The organism is Kaistella haifensis DSM 19056, assembly GCF_000735695.2.
Taxonomy (GTDB): domain Bacteria; phylum Bacteroidota; class Bacteroidia; order Flavobacteriales; family Weeksellaceae; genus Kaistella; species Kaistella haifensis.
This window is the reverse complement of sequence record NZ_JASZ02000003.1, coordinates 32,949-50,988: the sequence shown is the minus strand read 5'-3', so window position 1 is coordinate 50,988 and position 18,040 is coordinate 32,949. Positions and strand designations below refer to the sequence as shown.

General features: G+C 33.0%; 15 protein-coding genes. 4 read left to right on the top strand and 11 right to left on the bottom strand.

Annotated features, from left to right (window positions below; genetic code table 11):
* The first annotated feature begins 90 nt into the window (after window positions 1-90).
* From AP75_RS02685 to AP75_RS02670, 4 genes are all read left to right on the top strand, one after another.
* Window positions 91-4,458 carry a CusA/CzcA family heavy metal efflux RND transporter gene (locus tag AP75_RS02685; protein ID WP_031502035.1) on the top strand — a complete coding sequence of 1,456 codons (4,368 nt, stop codon included), beginning with the start codon at window positions 91-93 and terminating at the stop codon, window positions 4,456-4,458.
* Between the two features lie 6 nt (window positions 4,459-4,464).
* The gene (locus tag AP75_RS02680; protein ID WP_031502034.1) at window positions 4,465-5,751 is read left to right on the top strand and encodes an efflux RND transporter periplasmic adaptor subunit; all 1,287 of its coding nucleotides are present in this window, start codon (window positions 4,465-4,467) and stop codon (window positions 5,749-5,751) included.
* A 40-nt stretch (window positions 5,752-5,791) separates the two neighbouring features.
* Window positions 5,792-6,673, top strand: a complete 882-nt coding sequence (locus AP75_RS02675; RefSeq protein ID WP_031502033.1) for a bestrophin family protein — start codon at window positions 5,792-5,794, stop codon at window positions 6,671-6,673.
* 74 nt (window positions 6,674-6,747) lie between these two features.
* Window positions 6,748-8,784, top strand: a complete 2,037-nt coding sequence (locus tag AP75_RS02670) for a heavy metal translocating P-type ATPase (protein WP_031502032.1) — start codon at window positions 6,748-6,750, stop codon at window positions 8,782-8,784.
* Window positions 8,785-8,899: 115 nt separating this feature from the next.
* Here AP75_RS02670 and AP75_RS02665 read toward each other — a convergent pair whose 3' ends face one another.
* The 11 genes from AP75_RS02665 to AP75_RS02615 form a co-directional block, all read right to left on the bottom strand.
* Window positions 8,900-9,403: a hypothetical protein gene (locus AP75_RS02665; protein ID WP_088263539.1), complete on the bottom strand. Its 504-nt coding sequence runs from the start codon at window positions 9,401-9,403 to the stop codon at window positions 8,900-8,902.
* Between the two features lie 4 nt (window positions 9,404-9,407).
* Complete coding sequence (locus AP75_RS02660) at window positions 9,408-10,040, bottom strand: relaxase/mobilization nuclease domain-containing protein (RefSeq protein ID WP_051872613.1); 633 nt, start codon at window positions 10,038-10,040, stop codon at window positions 9,408-9,410.
* Window positions 10,041-10,068: 28 nt separating this feature from the next.
* Window positions 10,069-10,335, bottom strand: coding sequence for a relaxase/mobilization nuclease domain-containing protein (locus AP75_RS02655; RefSeq protein WP_143755780.1), 267 nt, complete (start codon window positions 10,333-10,335; stop codon window positions 10,069-10,071).
* Window positions 10,336-10,345: 10 nt separating this feature from the next.
* On the bottom strand, window positions 10,346-10,642 hold the full coding sequence (locus AP75_RS02650; protein ID WP_031502686.1) for a plasmid mobilization protein: 297 nt from the start codon (window positions 10,640-10,642) through the stop codon (window positions 10,346-10,348).
* Window positions 10,643-10,785: 143 nt separating this feature from the next.
* The gene (locus AP75_RS02645) at window positions 10,786-11,691 is read right to left on the bottom strand and encodes a DUF6371 domain-containing protein (RefSeq protein ID WP_088263538.1); all 906 of its coding nucleotides are present in this window, start codon (window positions 11,689-11,691) and stop codon (window positions 10,786-10,788) included.
* 213 nt (window positions 11,692-11,904) lie between these two features.
* Window positions 11,905-13,290 (bottom strand): DUF3987 domain-containing protein, encoded by a 1,386-nt coding sequence (locus AP75_RS02640; RefSeq protein ID WP_088263537.1) that lies wholly within the window; start codon window positions 13,288-13,290, stop codon window positions 11,905-11,907.
* A gap of 1 nt (window position 13,291) precedes the next feature.
* Window positions 13,292-13,594, bottom strand: coding sequence for a DUF3853 family protein (locus AP75_RS02635; RefSeq protein WP_088263536.1), 303 nt, complete (start codon window positions 13,592-13,594; stop codon window positions 13,292-13,294).
* A gap of 240 nt (window positions 13,595-13,834) precedes the next feature.
* On the bottom strand, window positions 13,835-14,794 hold the full coding sequence (locus AP75_RS02630) for a hypothetical protein (RefSeq protein ID WP_031502678.1): 960 nt from the start codon (window positions 14,792-14,794) through the stop codon (window positions 13,835-13,837).
* 3 nt (window positions 14,795-14,797) lie between these two features.
* Complete coding sequence (locus tag AP75_RS02625) at window positions 14,798-16,105, bottom strand: site-specific integrase (protein ID WP_051872610.1); 1,308 nt, start codon at window positions 16,103-16,105, stop codon at window positions 14,798-14,800.
* Window positions 16,106-16,746: 641 nt separating this feature from the next.
* Window positions 16,747-17,163, bottom strand: a complete 417-nt coding sequence (locus tag AP75_RS02620) for a hypothetical protein (protein ID WP_088263535.1) — start codon at window positions 17,161-17,163, stop codon at window positions 16,747-16,749.
* 26 nt (window positions 17,164-17,189) lie between these two features.
* Entirely contained in the window at window positions 17,190-17,840 is a 651-nt protein-coding gene (locus tag AP75_RS02615) for a hypothetical protein (protein WP_088263534.1), read from the bottom strand.
* Window positions 17,841-18,040: the final 200 nt, after the last annotated feature.

The window sequence follows — 18,040 nt, the reverse complement described above, 5'->3', positions numbered from 1 at the left end:
ACATCCTTTATTCAATAGCTATTTGATTATCTGTAGGCTTCTTACCACAAGAGGCAAGAATTTATTTATCAAAAATTTAAACAGATAAACGTGTTAGATAATATTATAAAATTCAGTATCAAAAACAAACTTGTCGTTGGTATAATGACCTTGTTGCTCATCATTTGGGGCGTGTGGAGTGCCACAAAACTACCCATTGATGCCGTACCCGATATTACCAATAATCAGGTGCAAATAATTACAGTTTGTCCCACATTGGCAGGGCAAGAAGTAGAACAATTAGTTACTTTTCCTATTGAGCAAAGCATTGCCAATATTCCAGATTTGGAAGAAACAAGAAGTATTTCAAGATTTGGTTTGTCGGTAATCACAGTTGTATTTAAAGACAAAGTAGATATTTATTTTGCCCGGCAGCTCATTAATGAAAAATTAAAAGAAGCCGAAGAAAAAATACCCAAAGGAATTGGTACACCAGAATTAGCTCCCGTGAGTACAGGTTTGGGCGAAGTATATCAATACATCATCCATCCAAAAAAAGGAAGCGAGAAAAAATATGATGCCAAAGAACTGCGAACAATGCAGGATTGGATTGTAGCAAGACAATTGTACGGCACACCCGGAATTGCCGAAGTAAATAGTTTTGGTGGCGAACTGAAACAATATGAAGTTGCTGTAAATCCCAACCGCTTAAAAGCAATGGGCATAAGCGTTACCGATATTTTTACCGCATTAGAAAAAAACAATCAAAATACCGGAGGAGCTTACATTGATAAAAAACCAAATGCATATTTCATTCGAGGAATTGGTTTGGTTACTTCATTGGATGATGTAAAAAATATCAGTGTAAAAAATGATGGCGGCAGTATTCCTATTTTTATAAAAGATGTTGCAGATGTACGTTTCGGGAGTGCGGTAAGATACGGAGCAATGACTTACAATGGCGAAGTGGATGCTGTAGGCGGTGTAGTGATGATGTTGAAAGGCGAAAACAGTAATGAGGTTGTCAATCGTATCAAAGAGAAATTGCCGATTATTCAAAAATCTTTACCCGATGATATTATTATTGAACCTTATTTAGACCGTACCGATTTGGTAGGCAGAGCAATGAGTACCGTACAGAAAAACCTGATAGAAGGTGCACTGATTGTCATCTTTGTATTGGTTATTTTCTTAGGAAATTTCAGAGCGGGATTGATTGTAGCTTCCGCCATTCCTTTGGCGATGTTGTTTGCTTTAGCCCTAATGAATGTCTTTGGTGTGAGTGCCAATTTGATGAGTTTGGGAGCAATAGATTTTGGATTAATTGTAGATGGTGCGGTAATTATTGTAGAAGCCACATTGCATCATTTAGGTTTAAGGAAATCTACACAAAGGCTTACACAGCAGGAAATGGACAATGAAGTTTTTACCTCAGCTTCCAAAATTCGTAGCAGTGCTGCATTTGGAGAAATCATTATCTTAATCGTTTACATTCCTATTTTGACTTTAGTGGGTGTTGAAGGAAAAATGTTCCGTCCGATGGCGCAAACAGTTGGTTTTGCCATTTTTGGTGCATTGATTTTATCGTTAACCTACATTCCGATGATGTGTGCTTTGTTTTTGTCTAAAAAGCCGATGCTCAAAGAAACCATTTCGGATAAGATGATGAATTGGCTACAAAAAATGTATCAGCCATTATTAGAAAAAGCCATCAAAATAAAATATTGGTTAGTGGGAATTACCGTTGCCATTTTTGTCTTTACCTTATTTTTATTTGGAAGAATGGGCGGCGAATTTATACCACAATTGCAGGAAGGAGATTTTGCCTTTCACTGTATTTTACCACAAGGAAGTTCATTAAGCCAGAGTATCGAAACCTCTATGCAAGCTTCAAGAATTATTAAAGAATTTGATGAAGTGAAAATGGTAGTAGGCAAAACCGGAGCGGCAGAAGTACCAACCGACCCAATGCCACCCGAAGCAACCGATATGATGATATTGCTAAAACCTCAAAGTGAATGGAAAAGCGGTAGAACTTATGATGAATTGGCTGATGCCATTAATGAAAAACTGGAAGCAATACCTGGAGTATTTTTTGAGAAAAACCAACCGATACAAATGCGTTTCAATGAGTTGATGACGGGTATTAGACAAGATGTTGCAGTAAAAATATTTGGCGAAAACTTAGACACATTGGCTTTGAATGCCGATAAGGTTAGCAAAGTAATTCAAACTGTACAAGGTGCAACTGCGCCACAAGTGGAACGTGTAAGCGGTTTGCCACAAATAAATGTAGAATACGACCGCACTCGTTTAGCCAATTACGGAATAACGGTAGAAGATGTAAATAATGTAGTAAGCACTGCATTTGCAGGAAAAAGTGCAGGTGTAGTTTTTGAAAACGAAAGAAGATTTGAATTGGTAGTTCGGCTGGATAGTGTTTATCGTAGCAGTATAGAAGATGTAAATAATCTGATGATACCAACGTCTACAGGCAATCAAATTCCGCTTTCACAAGTAGCCACTATTGATTATAAATTAGGACCCGCACAGATAAGTCGTGAAGCAGGAAAACGTAGAATTGTTATTGGTTTTAATGTAGATGGCAGAGATGTACAAAGTGTGGTAGAAGTAATTCAGCAAAAATTAAATGCACAGGTAAAATTACCGCCGGGTTATTATTTCACGTATGGCGGACAGTTTGAAAACCTTCGGGAAGCCAGCAATAGATTAATGATAGCCGTTCCGGTTTCTTTATTATTGATTTTTGTGTTGCTTTATTTTACCTTCCGTTCTTTCAAACAAGCGGGCTTAATATTTACCGCAATCCCAATGAGTGCCATTGGTGGCGTATTGGCTTTAATGCTTCGTGGTATGCCTTTCAGCATCAGTGCAGGGATTGGTTTTATCGCTTTATTTGGTGTGGCAGTTCTCAACGGAATTGTACTGATAGGCACTTTCAACCAATTGGAAAAAGAAGGAATAAAAGATGTTTTCAAAAGAGTAATCGAAGGAACTAAAATTCGTTTGCGACCAGTATTAATGACGGCAACCGTAGCCAGTTTAGGATTTTTACCAATGGCATTGAGTAGCAGTGCAGGTGCAGAAGTTCAAAAACCTTTAGCAACCGTAGTTATTGGCGGATTAATTACAGCAACATTCCTTACGTTGTTTGTTCTGCCTTTATTGTACATCATTTTCAATTCAAAAATTAATTTAAAAAGAAAACCAAAAGTGAAACCCATTGCAACTATAATTGTATTGCTCCTATCATTGGTAGGCTTTACAGCAAATGCACAAACCAATAATTTATCAAGCGTAGATGATGCGATAAATATTGCACTTCAAAATAATCAAACCATTAAAGCTTCAGATTTAGAAATTGATGCCAGCAAAGCTTTGAAAAAAACTGCCGGAGAATTACCCAAACTAGATTTTAATGCACAGTTGGGACAGTACAACAGTACCAAGTTCGACCAGTCTTTTCAAGTGTCGCAAACCATTCCGTTTCCATCGTTATTCGGAGCAAAAAAACAATTGATTAACGCTGAGATAAAAGGCAAAGAATTGCAGAAAAACCTTTCGGTATTGGAGTTGAAAAATCAGGTGCGTACTTATTATTATCAAATTTTGTATTTGCAACACAATCAAAAACAATTGCAACAATTGGATAGTTTGTACAATGATTTTATCAAAATAGCACAGCTTCGATACAAAACTGGCGACACCAAAAAAGTGGACATCAGTACAGCGGAAGCCAAGAAAGGTGAAATCAATTTATTGCTGAAACAAAACGGAGTATTCCTAAGCAATGCAGTTGCCAATCTCAAAACATTGATGAACACAAAAGACGATTTTACCATTGCAGAAAACGGAAATTTTCAGCCTTTGCAAATTTCTAATTTGTTAGGTGATGAAGCTGTAGCCAATCATCCTGCCATTCAATCTTTGTATCAAGATGCCGTTATTGCAGAGCAAACCAAAAAGGTAGAACGTTCGCAAGGCTTACCCGATTTTACCATTGGTTACGTCAATCAGTCTTTAATTGGTTTTCAAAATGTAAACGGAGCAGAGAAATTTTTCAATGGTGGAAACCGCTTTAATTCTGTAAATATTGGTATTGCAATTCCCATTACTTATGGTGCTACCAAAGCAAGGATAAAATCTTTGGATTACAGAAAACAAGCTGCCGAAGCCAACGCACAACAGCAACAAAAAACATTGGCTACGCAAATGCAAAATGCCTTGCAACAATACCAGCAAGATATACAGCAGTACAATTATTTTGAAAAAGAAGCATTGCCTAATGCTAAGGAAATTGTATCAGCCGCACAATTGGGTTACAGAACTGGAGATATTGGTTATGTAGAATATCTTTTTGCCTTGCAAACCGCCACCGATATTCAGTTGAATTACTTGAAAAGTATTCAGCAGGTAAACCAATCCGTAATCAATATTTATTCATTCATCAATCAATAAGCAAAAATGAAATTCAATATAAATAAAATCACGTCTATCACAGCGATAATTGTTTTAATATTTACTTTTTCCGCTTGTAAAAACGATAAACAAAAAGAAGGTCAGGCTACAGAAGCAAAAGCAACCGAAAAAGCTGAAGCTCCTCACGAAGAAGAAGCCCCAACCATTGCCACACTTACCGAAGAACAAATAAAAACGGTAGGTATAGAATTAGGTGCAATCGAGCAAAAAGAATTAACGGCAACCATCCGTGCAAACGGTTTGCTGAAAGTGCCCAATAACAACAAAGCCAATGCAACTTCTTTGTATGGTGGTGTAATAAAAACGCTAAAAGTTCAAATTGGAGATTATGTAAGAAAAGGACAAGTAATTGCCACAATTGCCAATCCGCAGTTTATACAATTTCAAGAAGAATATCTAAGTACCGCAAGCAGAATAACCTTTGCAGAACAAGAGTTGGCAAGACAAAAAGAGCTGAACCAAGGCAATGCAGGTGCGGGTAAAAATTTGCAAAGTGCCACAGCAGAGCTCAATGGTTTACGTACCAGAAGAGCATCTTTGCAACAACAGATACAATTAATGGGTATTAATCCCGGTTCTCTATCAAACGGTAATTTAAAATCGGCTTTGGTTGTTACCAGTCCGCTGAATGGTACGGTTAGCAACGTTTTTGCCAAAATCGGAAGCTATGCAGACGTATCTTCACCGGTTATAGAAATTGTAGATAACAGTTCCTTGCATTTGGATTTGCAGGTTTTCGAGAAAGATTTACCACAAGTAAAAGTGGGGCAAACCATTCATTTTACATTAACCAATAATCCTACAACCGAGTATGATGCTACGGTTTTCAGTATCGGTTCATCATTTGAAAACGAGAGTAAAACCATTGCGGTGCACTGCCGAGTAAATGGCAATAAAAGTGGATTAATTGATGGGATGAACATCACAGGAATTGTAAGTCTTAATAATGTGACAACGCCCGCTGTACCCAATGATGCCATTGTAAACGCCGATGGAAAATTCTATGTGTTTGTACAAACCGATAAAAAAGCAGAAGAACATCACGAAGAAGGCGAAGAAGAAGGCGGTCATAAAGAGGAAGAAGAAAAAGACCACAAAGAAGATAAAACCAGTAAGAATTTTGAAAAAGTTGAAGTGCTGAAAGGCGTATCTGATATGGGTTATACCGCAGTAACTTTTGTAAATGAAATTCCTGCCGATGCAAAAGTAGTGGTAAAAGGAGCATTTTTTGTAAACGCAAAACTGAGCAATACAGGTGGGCACGGACATTAAATAAGGAAAATTACAATTATTCAATTAATAAAAAATTATTATGTTACTAAACCGTAAAATATCAATTCTGTACTTTGTCAATAATATAAAGTGGCAAATACTTTTTGTGATAACATTTGCTTTAGCGGTCGGATTTCTTCACTTGCGTCCCGAATTTAAAGGCGTCGATATACCTTTGAATATTCTTACACTATTAGGTACTATTGTTACTATTCTATTGGCATTCAGAACATCACAATCTTATGAAAGATGGTGGGAAGCAAGAACAATTTGGGGCGCCATCGTAAATGATAGCCGAACGCTTACAAGAAACGTATTGCAGTTTTTACCCGAAAATGAAAGTGTAGAAAGGAAAAAATTTGCCGAACGACAAATTATCTTTGTAAACGCTTTGGGAGAAACTTTGAGAAAAGTTCCGCTTTCCCCGAAAGTAGAAGCTTATGTGAAATTTCACAATATCAATGCCGTAAATCTTCCCAATGCTCTATTAGATGAACATTCTCATCAGATAGGTCAGTTGAAAACAGAAGGAAAAATATCCGACTTTCAGCAACTGCAATTAAATGAGATAGTAAGCCGTCTTTGCGACAGTATGGGCAAGTGCGAGCGGATTAAAAACACTGTTTTCCCACGTTCTTATAGTCTAATACTGCATATATTGATTTACGCTTTTACAGCCATTTTGCCTTTTAGTTTAAATCATAATCAATTCGTCACAGAAATAGCAATATCTATTATTATTCCCTTGCTATTTATTGCGGTAGAAAAAACAGCCATCATTATGCAAGACCCTTTTGAGAACAGTCCTGTAGATACGCCAATGACCTCTATTGCGCAAACAATAGAAATCAATATCCTTCAAATGATGGGAGAAAAAGACGTGCCTGCAAAAGAAGATAAAGGTTTGTATTATGAAATGTAGCTTTTTTTCTGTTCAATATCCTTGTCAGAATTTTCTAAGCAAAACATTTAAACTTAATCTAAAATATTAAAATAATGGAACACAAACATAAATACGATGCACAAGGCAAACAGCTTTGTTGCACCCCACAAGAAGAAAAAATATATACCGATGCCAATGCAAAAAAGCTATTGGAAAAACATACCGACGATGATGGGCACAACCACGAACACACCGATGACGATGGGCACAACCACGGAAGTAGCGATAAATCTACCTTTCAAATGTTTTTACCAGCCATCATCAGTTTCGCATTATTGATGATTGCAATTGCTTTAGATAATTGGCTTCCTCAATCTTGGTTTACTGGTTGGGTGCGAATTGTTTGGTATGTGGTAGCGTATGCACCTGTAGGATTTCCCGTAATTAAAGAAGCATTTGAAAGCATTAGAAAAGGCGACATATTTTCAGAATTTTTATTGATGAGCATTGCCACCATCGGAGCTTTTGCCATTGGCGAATATCCGGAAGGGGTTGCCGTAATGTTGTTTTATGCCGTTGGCGAAGTGTTCCAAACATTGGCTGTAACAAGAGCCAAAGCCAATATTAAAACCTTGCTCGACCAAAGACCCGATGAAGTAACAATTTTAGAAAACAATCAGGCAAAAACGGTAAAAGCTGAAACCGTAAACATCGGAAATATCATCCAATTAAAACCCGGAGAAAAATTAGGATTAGACGGAGAATTATTATCCGAAACAGCATCATTCAACACCGCTGCATTGACAGGAGAAAGCAAGCCCGACACCAAAACCAAAGGCGAAACCGTATTGGCTGGAATGATAAATTTAAACACCGTTGCACAGGTAAAAGTAACCACCGCTTATACCGATAGCAAGCTCTCTAAAATTTTGGAACTGGTACAAAATGCCACCGCCCAAAAAGCGCCCACCGAATTATTCATCAGAAAATTTGCAAAAATCTACACGCCGATTGTTGTGTTTTTAGCGATTGCAATTTGTCTTTTTCCGATGGTGTTTGTAGAAAATTATGAGTTTAAAACTTGGCTGTACAGAGCATTGGTATTCTTGGTTATTTCTTGTCCGTGTGCTTTGGTCATCAGTATTCCTTTAGGTTATTTTGGTGGAATTGGAGCCGCTTCCAAGAATGGAATTTTGTTTAAAGGAAGCAACTTTTTAGATGCCATTGCCGATATTAAAAACGTAGTAATGGACAAAACGGGTACAATGACCGAGGGCGTTTTCAAAGTTCAGGAAGTGGTATTAAAATCTGAATTTAATAAAGATGAAATCCTGAAAATGGTCAACGCTCTGGAAAGCCAAAGTACACATCCGGTCGCAACAGCTATTCATCAATACGTAGGCGAAATTGACAGCTCAATAAAGTTAGAAAATACCGAAGAAATCGCAGGTCACGGTTTGAAAGCCAATGTAAATGGAAAAGAATTATTGGTCGGGAATTTTAAGTTGATGGATAAATTCAACATCAATTATGATTTAGACCCGACCACAATTGTTTACACCCTAATTGCCATTGCTTACGATGGGAAATTTGCAGGATATATTACCATTGCAGACAGCATCAAAGAAGATGCACAGCTTACAATTGACAAACTGAAAGCATTAGGCGTAAAAACCACAATGTTGAGCGGAGACAAAAGCACCGTAGTAAAATTTGTTGCAGATAAATTAGGAATTAATAATGCTTTTGGCGATTTATTACCCGAAGACAAAGTAAATAAAGTAAAAGAAATAAAAGCCCAAAATGAAACCGTAGCCTTTGTAGGCGATGGCGTGAACGACGCACCAGTAGTAGCTTTGAGCGACGTAGGTATTGCAATGGGCGGTTTAGGAAGTGACGCCACCATAGAAACTGCCGATGTGGTTATTCAGGATGATAAGCCCAGCAAAATCCCTATGGCAATCAACATAGGTAAGCAAACCAAGAAAATCGTATGGCAAAATATCATTTTAGCATTTGCAGTAAAAGCAATTGTTTTAGTACTCGGAGCAGGTGGATTAGCCACAATGTGGGAAGCCGTTTTTGCCGATGTTGGCGTTGCTTTATTGGCAATTTTAAATGCTGTGAGGATACAGAGAATGAAATTTTAAACACCAATAGCATTTCAAATATTTGGTTGTCAATTAAGTATTGTTGTTGTAATCTGTTAAAATGTGGGAAAATCCATTGGTTTGCGCTGGCTGATTTTTCCATATTTTAATAGATTTATTTTTTATCATTTTCTGGGTTCTGTTTAGCTTCAAGCCATTTTTCATACTTCTCGGTAAGATTTTTTTCTTTCAGATAAGTATTTCTTCGATGAGCTTCTTTTGAATAGAATTTCATTTCATTTTCAGCATACTTTTTTTCGTGATATTGATTAATTCCAAATGATAAAAAAGCGACACACAAACAAAATAGAATCGTTAAAGAACCGTAAAAATACAATTGCTGTTTTCCTTCTTTTTTAACAGAATCTTTAATTTGATTGTTATGTTTTTCAGAAATACGAGTTAATTCATTTATTTGTTTTTCAAATATTTGACTGATTTCTTTTATTACTTCTTTCAGTGGTTCAAATTCAACTTTAAGAGATGTTTTTTTAATCTCTTCCAATTTCCCATCTACAGTTGTAATTATTTTCTCGTTCAAATCAAATTTTTCAATTGCTTTGTCAAGCTTCTCTGCAAAAAGCTCCATTACATCTTGGGTTCTTATTTTTTGTGCCATATAATTATCTTCTAAATGTACTACGTTCTATTATTTTTCTTTCAATTTTATCAACAATTTTGGTTTCAGATGTTTTAGATTCTAGCAATATTTTATTTTGAAGAGCAATCATTTCTAATTCTTTTTTAAAATTTTGAATGCTTTTTTGATTTAATTCGTGCATTGGATTACTCAAATTGAAATTATCATCCTGAAAAAACAAACCAGAATCTAAAAGTTTTTTCAGTCCCATATTTCGGTGAACATCGCTCGCTTTCATTTCTGTTTGACTTTCCATATCTCTCACCCGAAAACCTTGTAAATCACCTTGCTTATTGATTGTAGGAATGAATTTTATTTCCTTTTTCAGCATTTCTGATAAGTATTTTTCCATCGTGTTTGGCTTTGTTGCCATTACGTTCAGATGTTTTCGAAACATTTCTTTCCTTAAATTCTTAGAATCAAATTCGAAACTTTCGGAAGCTCTTATTTTATCAATTCTCATTTGTTTTGCAGATACTAATTCATTTTTTTCTGCAACTCTGTGCGCTGCCCATTGCGCTTTCTTCCCAATATGATGGTCTTTCAACAATTTACCTTTTTCATCTACTCTGTTTAAAAGGATGTGAATGTGACGATGGCGTTTTTCTGTGTGCATAAAAGCAATAAATTGAGATTGATTGGTATCAATTTCTAATTCTTTTAAAAAATTCTTTTGTGAGATTCTGCAACTGCTTTTTACTCAATTTTTCACCATCAGCTACATGCGGAGAAAGAACCATAGAAATGAGTTTATTGGTTGCGTTTTGATTTAGATTTTGCAGAATTTTCATTTCTTGAAAAAGTTCAATAGGTGTTTCGCCACAAAGATTATTTCGCAATATTTCTATTCCTTTTTGGTCATCAATTACATAATTAAAAAGTGAAAAACCACCGATGCAAGATTTTGCCATGGCTATCATTTTACTTAAATTTTTCTAGATGACTTTTTATTATTCTCGAAGTTTCAAGCATTTCATTTTTCATTCCCGTAACATCTCCAAGTTTAAATAAATTGGAAATCCTTCGGAAATTATCAGCGTATTTTGAGAGGTTTTTATAGCCTTCAATTTCATCTTCCGTTAACGTATTTTTGAGGTCTAATTCTAAGGAAAGTCTTCGAAAAAATTCCGACATAGAAAGACCTGTTTTTGTAATTTTTTTCTGAATAATTTGATGTTCGAGAGATGAAACTCTGAACCTTAAAACTTTATTTTTCATATTTTTTTAATTTTAAAATTGTAGAGCAATTTTCCCTTTTTTGACCATCGGGAGAAAAAGCGAGATGCCGATAAGGTGCAATTTCGGAACGAATTGTAGCTCTATCGGCACATCTCGATGTAAAACCTGTTTTACTCATCTTTTCATTGGTTTATCATAAAGAAATCTGCAATGTCAATTCCTTCTCTTTTTTGTTCGGGTTTTGCTTGTTTTTCAAGTAAATCCGATACATAAATATCGAATCCTTTCGCATTCAATTCGACCGCTTTTCGCTTCCATTCTTGATAGGTTGTAAATCCATTTTTTTGAATTTCGCAGTCAGGATATGCAATGATTTTTCGATGTTTAATTGGTTCTAATTTTTTCAATTTAAACTCACCTTTTGCACCACAAGACAACCATAAAAATTCCGGAAATATTACACTCATAATACAAGCTGTTTTTTCAGATTCCACCAAAGCAATGACACTTGCCTTGTCATCTTTCGTCAAATGCAAACCAAATAAACATTGCGATAAATTGAAGTCTGAAATTTCATTTTTCTTCATTAAAAACTGATGCATCCATGTAATTTTTTTTGTTCTTTTTCCAGTTTCAAAATATTGAATTACTTTCCCGCCTCTTACTTTATTTCTATCATCAATCTGCCAAAAAACAGTTCCATAATTAAATTCCGGAAGTGTTCCGATTTTATATTTTTTCTTGATAGAATTTGCTATTGAATCACCAAATCGTAATCTTAAATATTTCAATAAATTATTGTCGTAATTCATCGATAATTCCACCAAGTTATTTTTGTGAAAAGTAGGAACGGTTTCAAAAAATGAATTTTCTACAATCATAGATGTTTTATTATTTTGAAATCCATCTTTTGAAGGATGATAGAAAAATCCGCATTTCGATTCTCTGTCACATCTCCCGTAACTTTCCATGATTTCTCCTGTTTCAGAATCAATGAAAATAACCAACGAAAATTGACCACAATTCGGGCATTTATATTTCTTTGAACTTGGGTCTAAAATATATCGGTATGATTTTACAGTTTGCATTATTTACACTTTTTGCACTTTTCTTTATTCATCGGCAATTGAAGTAGGTTTTCAATTGCACTTTCTTTGCATTATCTGCACTTTGAAGAAAATAACATTTGCACTTTTTACATTTTGTTGCATTTTCAAAAATAATTAAACAACTGAAAATCAGTTTATTAAAAACCAAAATGCAATAGTGCAAAAAGTGCATTGCAGAATTTATAGCCCTATTTAAAAAACCTGTTTTTCATAAACTCCGTGAGCAATTTTTTTGAAGAGTTTTTCATCTTTCAGAAATTTTTTAAAGCTCCGCTCTTTCATGAGATTTTCTCTTAAAATAATTTCAATTCCTTCGCCTGTTTTAAATTGTGGAGATAACTTATCAAACACATTTTTTTGAATTTCGGTAAGTGAATCATAGTAAGTATTGTCAATCAATTCAAAAACTCGAACTGCATTTTCAAAAAAATAATCTCTCAATTGAATGGCTGATTTTAATGTTGTTAAAGAAATCGTTTGCGGTTTTTCATCATTACAAATCGACTGTATCACTTCAATAAGAATTGAAAATCTCAAAACATATTGTTGCAGCTTGACCGAAATCCCTCTTTGATATTCAAATTCAAAATCGGTTTTTTGATTATTCTGCCATTGGTACAAATAATCTTTAGCTTCGGAATCAAATTCAAGTATTATTTCTGATTGTTCGGCAATCATAAAGACTTTAGCAATGAATTCTGAATACCATTCAATATACTTTTTATCTAAATCACGGTCGTTCCATTTATTATCAACATATTTATGTGGCAAAACAAAAAGTAGCCGGTCGATAAATCCATTTTTCATTTTATTGGAATGAAAAACACTTGACAGAATTGCTTCTTGCATCGTTCCGATAATATCAACTTTCGTATTATCTACCCGCATTTCTTCGCCAGAAATTCTATTTTTTATGATTGGTTTTCCACTCCAAGCCGACAAATAAGATTCTTCTTCGCTTCCTTTTCGATACTGATTGAAGGAATTAAAAAAGCCTGCAATTTCATCGGTGTACAAACCAATTCCCCTTGAATTGAAGTAATGAGCCTTTACAAATGCTTCTGGGGTAAAATCGTTCAGAAGCAATTGCCGAAGAATTGGAATTGTATTTTTAGATTTTTCTTCAACTGGTAATTGTTCATATTCTTTTTTCTTTAGCAAATATTCTTCAAAATTTACTTTATCGATTTTCATTAATGGATTCAGACAAAACGAAACCGAATGGCTTTTCACATCGCCTGTTCTACCTACAAGAACCATATACAAATTGGATTTTTCGAGCCAACTATTTTTCACTTTAAGTTGTATTTTATTCCCAATCGAAACCGAAACTGCATATAAAATGGAAGCCGATGTGTAATCCGGAGAAAAATTCAAAGTTGACTCTAATTCTCTTATTAGCTTTTGTAAAATCAAAGGGAATATATCTGTGGGAAATATATTTTTGCCTGAAATAAGTTTGAAATCTTCTTTTAAACTGTTGAGAATATTAATATTTTCCGTATTTTTGCTTGAGTTTAAAAACAATACGCCTTTGTTATTTTCGTTGAATAACGGGGCGTTTTTCTTTTGTTCCATCTTACATATTGTTTTTGATTAATTTCAAAGCCAATTCTACATCTACCATAATGGATCTTCCTTCTTGAATTATTGCTTCATCTATAATTCCTTTCTTTTTAATTCTATTGGCTTTTGCAATGCTGCAATTCAAAAGGTTTGCGATTCCACGTATTCCGTACACATACTTTTTATTTAAGGTGTTTTCAGAAATAGGTGAGCTTTCTAGATTTTGAACAGTATTTTTAGTTTGTTCATTTAATGCTAAAAATTCTTGACCAGTCATTTGCCATAAGGGTTTTTCTAATAAATTTTCGATTTTCATTTTAATTTTCTTTTTAAATGTTTAACAATTTTCTGAGTGTTCGAACACCCCAAATTGACAACAAAATATAAATGGAGAAAAATGGGCACAAAAAAATATCAATATTTAAAGTATTGATATTCAATTATTTAAAGCTATTTTTAAAATAAATATAACTTATAAAAAATGTCAAGAGATTTTATGAGGTCATTTAAGCTTATTTTCTCACAAAAATGAATTTATATAGACTATTTGGATTCATTATGATTTTAAAATTTCAAAATATTGTTCTATTTCAAAATCAATTTTTTTATGTTCTTCAGTTTTTGAATCATCTATATTTACTGTTTTCTTTTTCTCATAGTCCTTAATATTAAAATACTGTACTAATTTATTTTCCCAAATTTCTTTTTCACTTTCAATGATAAAATCTTTGAGTTTATTGATTGCATAAGCAATGTATTTGTCTTTACTCTTATTTTTTTCCAAAGTCAGCGTTTTACTAAGTGTAATTTGATTATAAAAATCAAGGTAAGGAATTTCTTTAAGAAGATTATTCTTTACGAAAACTGAAAAAGCAAGAAGTATTGCCTTCTCGTTCTTAAATACATTTTGAAAAAAATCATTCGATTCAGTAAGACGTGAAACATTGGATTCTATTACATTTAACTTATTTATAAATGCTTTAAAACTAAAAGAAAGAAGATATAAATTACCATTAAATGCTTCATTTTTTTCATCTTCAATGATTTCTAATTTTTTTTTGAAAATATCATATTCTTGTTTTGCAAAGTCTAAATCTTTAGTCAATCTTATTATATCATCAGAATTTTTATCATTATTATACCCCCAAGAATCTAATCTATTATTTAGTTCATCCTTCTTGTCTGAAGGTTCACGAAGCTCTTTATAGGCAAAATCCCACTTAAATTGATAAGGACGTATTAGCTTGTTGAATAAATTTCTTGCTAAAAATTTATCAAAAATAAACTTATGATTCGCTAAAATATTTTTGGATTCTGGAATTAGTGCTTGATATTCTTTTAGATAAAGTGCGCGATTTTCCTGATTTAATAAATTTTCATAAACCAAATTTTCATCTATTTCACAAAAGTTAATAATATCATCCAATAATTCCTTTCCAATATCATCAACTTCTTTTATTGAATTTAAATTCGTTTTTATCTTTTGTAGAAGGGCTAAATGCTCTGTTGTCTTCATTTTTTAAAAATTTAGTTTTTTCATCTCTGTTGCTTTTGTTGAATCTGTGACCTCAATATATGGTTTCATGGATTTGTAATCGGAATGTCCCGTCCATTTCATAATTATCTGTAAACCAATTCCTTTTGCAATACAGAGACATACGAAAGTACGTCTGCCACAATGTGTACTTAATAATTCATACTTGGGTTTTGTGTCATCATGTCTTTGATTACCAATAAAAAAAGTTTCTGTTATCGGTTCATTAATCTCTGCCAATTCTCCTAATTCTTTCAAATAATCATTCATATTCTGATTAGAGATTACAGGCAAAGCTTTATCATTTTTGAATGGAATATCTTTGTATTTATCAAGGATTTCTTGTGATGTTTTATTGAGTTCGATTACTAAACTATCATTAGTTTTTAAAGTAGTTACATCAAATTTTCCATTTTTAATATCTGATTTTTTCAATTTATAAACATCAGAATGCCGCAAACCTGTGTAGCACAAAAAGAGCAGTACATCACGAACTCGATTTAGGTATAATTTAGATTCAGGTATCTCAACATTTTTTATTTGAGAAATTTCAGATTCAGTAAGAAAAATAAGTTTCTTTTTTCCAATTTTAAGTTTTGGTTGAAAATCCTCAAATGATTTATTCTCGGTATATCCTTTCTTAACAGCAAATCTTAAGAACCATTTAATGTTTTCAATGTATTTTTTTGTGGTAGTATTCTTAAGTTTTAATTTGTTAGTGAAAAAAGAAAGAATATTGCTTAAGCCTTCTAATGTAAGATCCTCAAATTTAAGTTTCGGATTAAAAGCTTCCAAATGAGATTTAAGAGTGCTGAGCTTCGCATATGTGTCAGTTGTCCAATTATTGATTTTCCCATTATAGGAAGTGAATTCATCAAACACTTTATAAAATGATGTTTCTTTTTTTAGTTTATCATTTTTCAGTTCCTCAACTTTCGCTATTTCTACACCATTATTTTTTATTTTCTCGTAAGCGTTTTTCGTTTCTTCGATAGTGGGTATTTCGTTTTTTATTTGATGTTCTAAAAAGAACGATTGAATAGCAGATTTATATTTTGAAATAGTGATGTTAATTTCTTCAGCTGTTTGTCCACTAGAGTTTATTCTGCCAGAAATGACTTCTTTTTTATCAGAATCCCAGTCTTTTATGTCAACTCTATGTCCACTATACAAATTTATTCTATTAGATGAAAAAGTTAAACGAATAAATATGGGTGCATTTTCATTAATGATTACCCCCTTCTTTTTTCTTCTTTCAACATCAACAGTTATTTTTCTTTTAATAGTTATCATAAAAAATATTTACAGCCAAATTTACAGCCATTTTTTATGATACACAATGATATTCAAGAAATATCTTAAAGTTAGAAACATCTTTAATACTCTGAATATTAGATAAATTAATATTTTAATGTATTTAGAAATACATAAGATGAGAATCCCTTCCTCTCTGCACTAATCTAACATAACCTGCTGTTTTTCAGTGGGTTTTTTTATTGGATTTTTATGTTTTCCCCACCGATTCCCCACCATGCTATTGCATATCAATTTGAAATCGGTTTTCATTGCAACATTTATTTTTTTATAAAGTTATGTAGTGGTTTTATTTGAGTTTTTTATCTTCACTTTCTAATGACAAATAATCTTAAGTTAATACTCAGCTATATTGCTAATTACAATTAAATTAATTAATGATTTATAACATTTACTATATAAAGTAATTTGCTAATAAATCATATCTAATCACTCTCATCTCAAGAAAATTTTGAAAAAAAGTATTAGAATCTAAAGTTAGTTAACCCACCCCCATAAAAAGGAAGACTTTTCCTTTTTATGAAATAGGGGTATAACTCCGTCACTTACCATTAGCTCTCATACTTAAAGAATTTTTTTCGAGGAACTTTTTTGAAATATAACTATGAATAAAACCAGAACTATAATGGCATTGGTTCAGAATCATAGTCAATTAAATCAAAATTTTCTCCAATCATAGATAATAACGTTACATCTGCAACTATAAAAGTTATAATATTGAAAATGAATACTATAATAAAAAATATAAGTAATGGTATTTTATCTTGAAATAAATGCTTTTTATCATTAACATAAAATGGTTCTGCAAACCCATTTTTAAAATACTCATATATTGGCACAGATAGCCAAAGTAATACAGCAAAAATAAAAGACCACAACATTCCAGCTATAGTTCCTAAAATTATAATTATAGTAATCCTAATTATTTCAAAATCTCCCACTTCAAAAAAATCTCTATATAATTGAATAAAGTTAGAGTGAGCTGAAATAAAAATAATCAAAGCTGTACTATAATTTTTTACAAATCTACCAATCATTAGAATTTATTTTATACTAGCATAAATTATTTCTTTACATTATATATTATAGCAAAGTAAGAATCTTTCAAATGAGCAATTAACATCAGTTTCACGGAAGAATCTCCCCAAACATAATAAAGTGAATCATCATCTTTACTTCTAGTCGGCTCTCCATACACATTTGAAAGCATTTTTTTTAATGTTCCAAAACTAATTTTTGATTCATCTGAATTAATATCAGTAATGGTTTTATAAAGCACGACATCTTTTAATTCACCATATCTATTGAATTCAACCTTGTCTTTTTCAAATTTATAGGTTTTCAGTAAATGCATCTGTAAAGTCATTTTACTATTTTTCAATCTACTTACTTCTGCTTTTTTGAACATCCTTTGAAATTTCGGAGAATTATTTTCAAAATCCGTTTCTAGCAAAATATCTTCATCTGGTTCTGAGGATTTGTTACCTCCGCCCATCAACCATAATTCTCGCCTTGTGCTTTCAGAGTAGCTTAGGGTTGTTAACCATTTATCTAATTGTATTTTATAGATTTCTTTGTTAGGTATCAACTCAACACCTGAAAGTGCATTTTCAGATTTAATTCCTAGAAACCAGTCTTTTGGATTTTCAAAATTTTGAGCATTGATAAAATTTGAAAAAATCAAAAGTAATAGTGGGTAAAGTATTTTTTTCATTGCATAATTTTAAGATTTTGTTAAATAGAAAAAGCGTGTGGGTTCAAACATCGTTGTAAGAGGCTCGGCAAAGCCCACAGCAAACAAGTCCTACTAACACCCGCCCAGAGGGGCGGTGCATGAGACTTATTATTCTTGCTGTAAAAATTTTGCCGATTTCTTACAGAATAACAGAGTTCAACGCTCCTATAAAGAATTTA

Coding starts and splice junctions, on each gene's coding strand:
- AP75_RS02625 (WP_051872610.1), bottom strand. CDS start 16,105: ATGATAACTATTAAAAGAAAAATAACTGTTGATGTTGAAAGAAGAAAA.
- AP75_RS02675 (WP_031502033.1), top strand. CDS start 5,792: ATGTTACTAAACCGTAAAATATCAATTCTGTACTTTGTCAATAATATA.
- AP75_RS02680 (WP_031502034.1), top strand. CDS start 4,465: ATGAAATTCAATATAAATAAAATCACGTCTATCACAGCGATAATTGTT.
- AP75_RS02665 (WP_088263539.1), bottom strand. CDS start 9,403: ATGGCACAAAAAATAAGAACCCAAGATGTAATGGAGCTTTTTGCAGAG.
- AP75_RS02650 (WP_031502686.1), bottom strand. CDS start 10,642: ATGAAAAATAAAGTTTTAAGGTTCAGAGTTTCATCTCTCGAACATCAA.
- AP75_RS02660 (WP_051872613.1), bottom strand. CDS start 10,040: ATGCACACAGAAAAACGCCATCGTCACATTCACATCCTTTTAAACAGA.
- AP75_RS02620 (WP_088263535.1), bottom strand. CDS start 17,163: ATGATTGGTAGATTTGTAAAAAATTATAGTACAGCTTTGATTATTTTT.
- AP75_RS02670 (WP_031502032.1), top strand. CDS start 6,748: ATGGAACACAAACATAAATACGATGCACAAGGCAAACAGCTTTGTTGC.
- AP75_RS02655 (WP_143755780.1), bottom strand. CDS start 10,335: ATGGCAAAATCTTGCATCGGTGGTTTTTCACTTTTTAATTATGTAATT.
- AP75_RS02615 (WP_088263534.1), bottom strand. CDS start 17,840: ATGAAAAAAATACTTTACCCACTATTACTTTTGATTTTTTCAAATTTT.
- AP75_RS02645 (WP_088263538.1), bottom strand. CDS start 11,691: ATGCAAACTGTAAAATCATACCGATATATTTTAGACCCAAGTTCAAAG.
- AP75_RS02630 (WP_031502678.1), bottom strand. CDS start 14,794: ATGAAGACAACAGAGCATTTAGCCCTTCTACAAAAGATAAAAACGAAT.
- AP75_RS02635 (WP_088263536.1), bottom strand. CDS start 13,594: ATGAAAATCGAAAATTTATTAGAAAAACCCTTATGGCAAATGACTGGT.
- AP75_RS02640 (WP_088263537.1), bottom strand. CDS start 13,290: ATGGAACAAAAGAAAAACGCCCCGTTATTCAACGAAAATAACAAAGGC.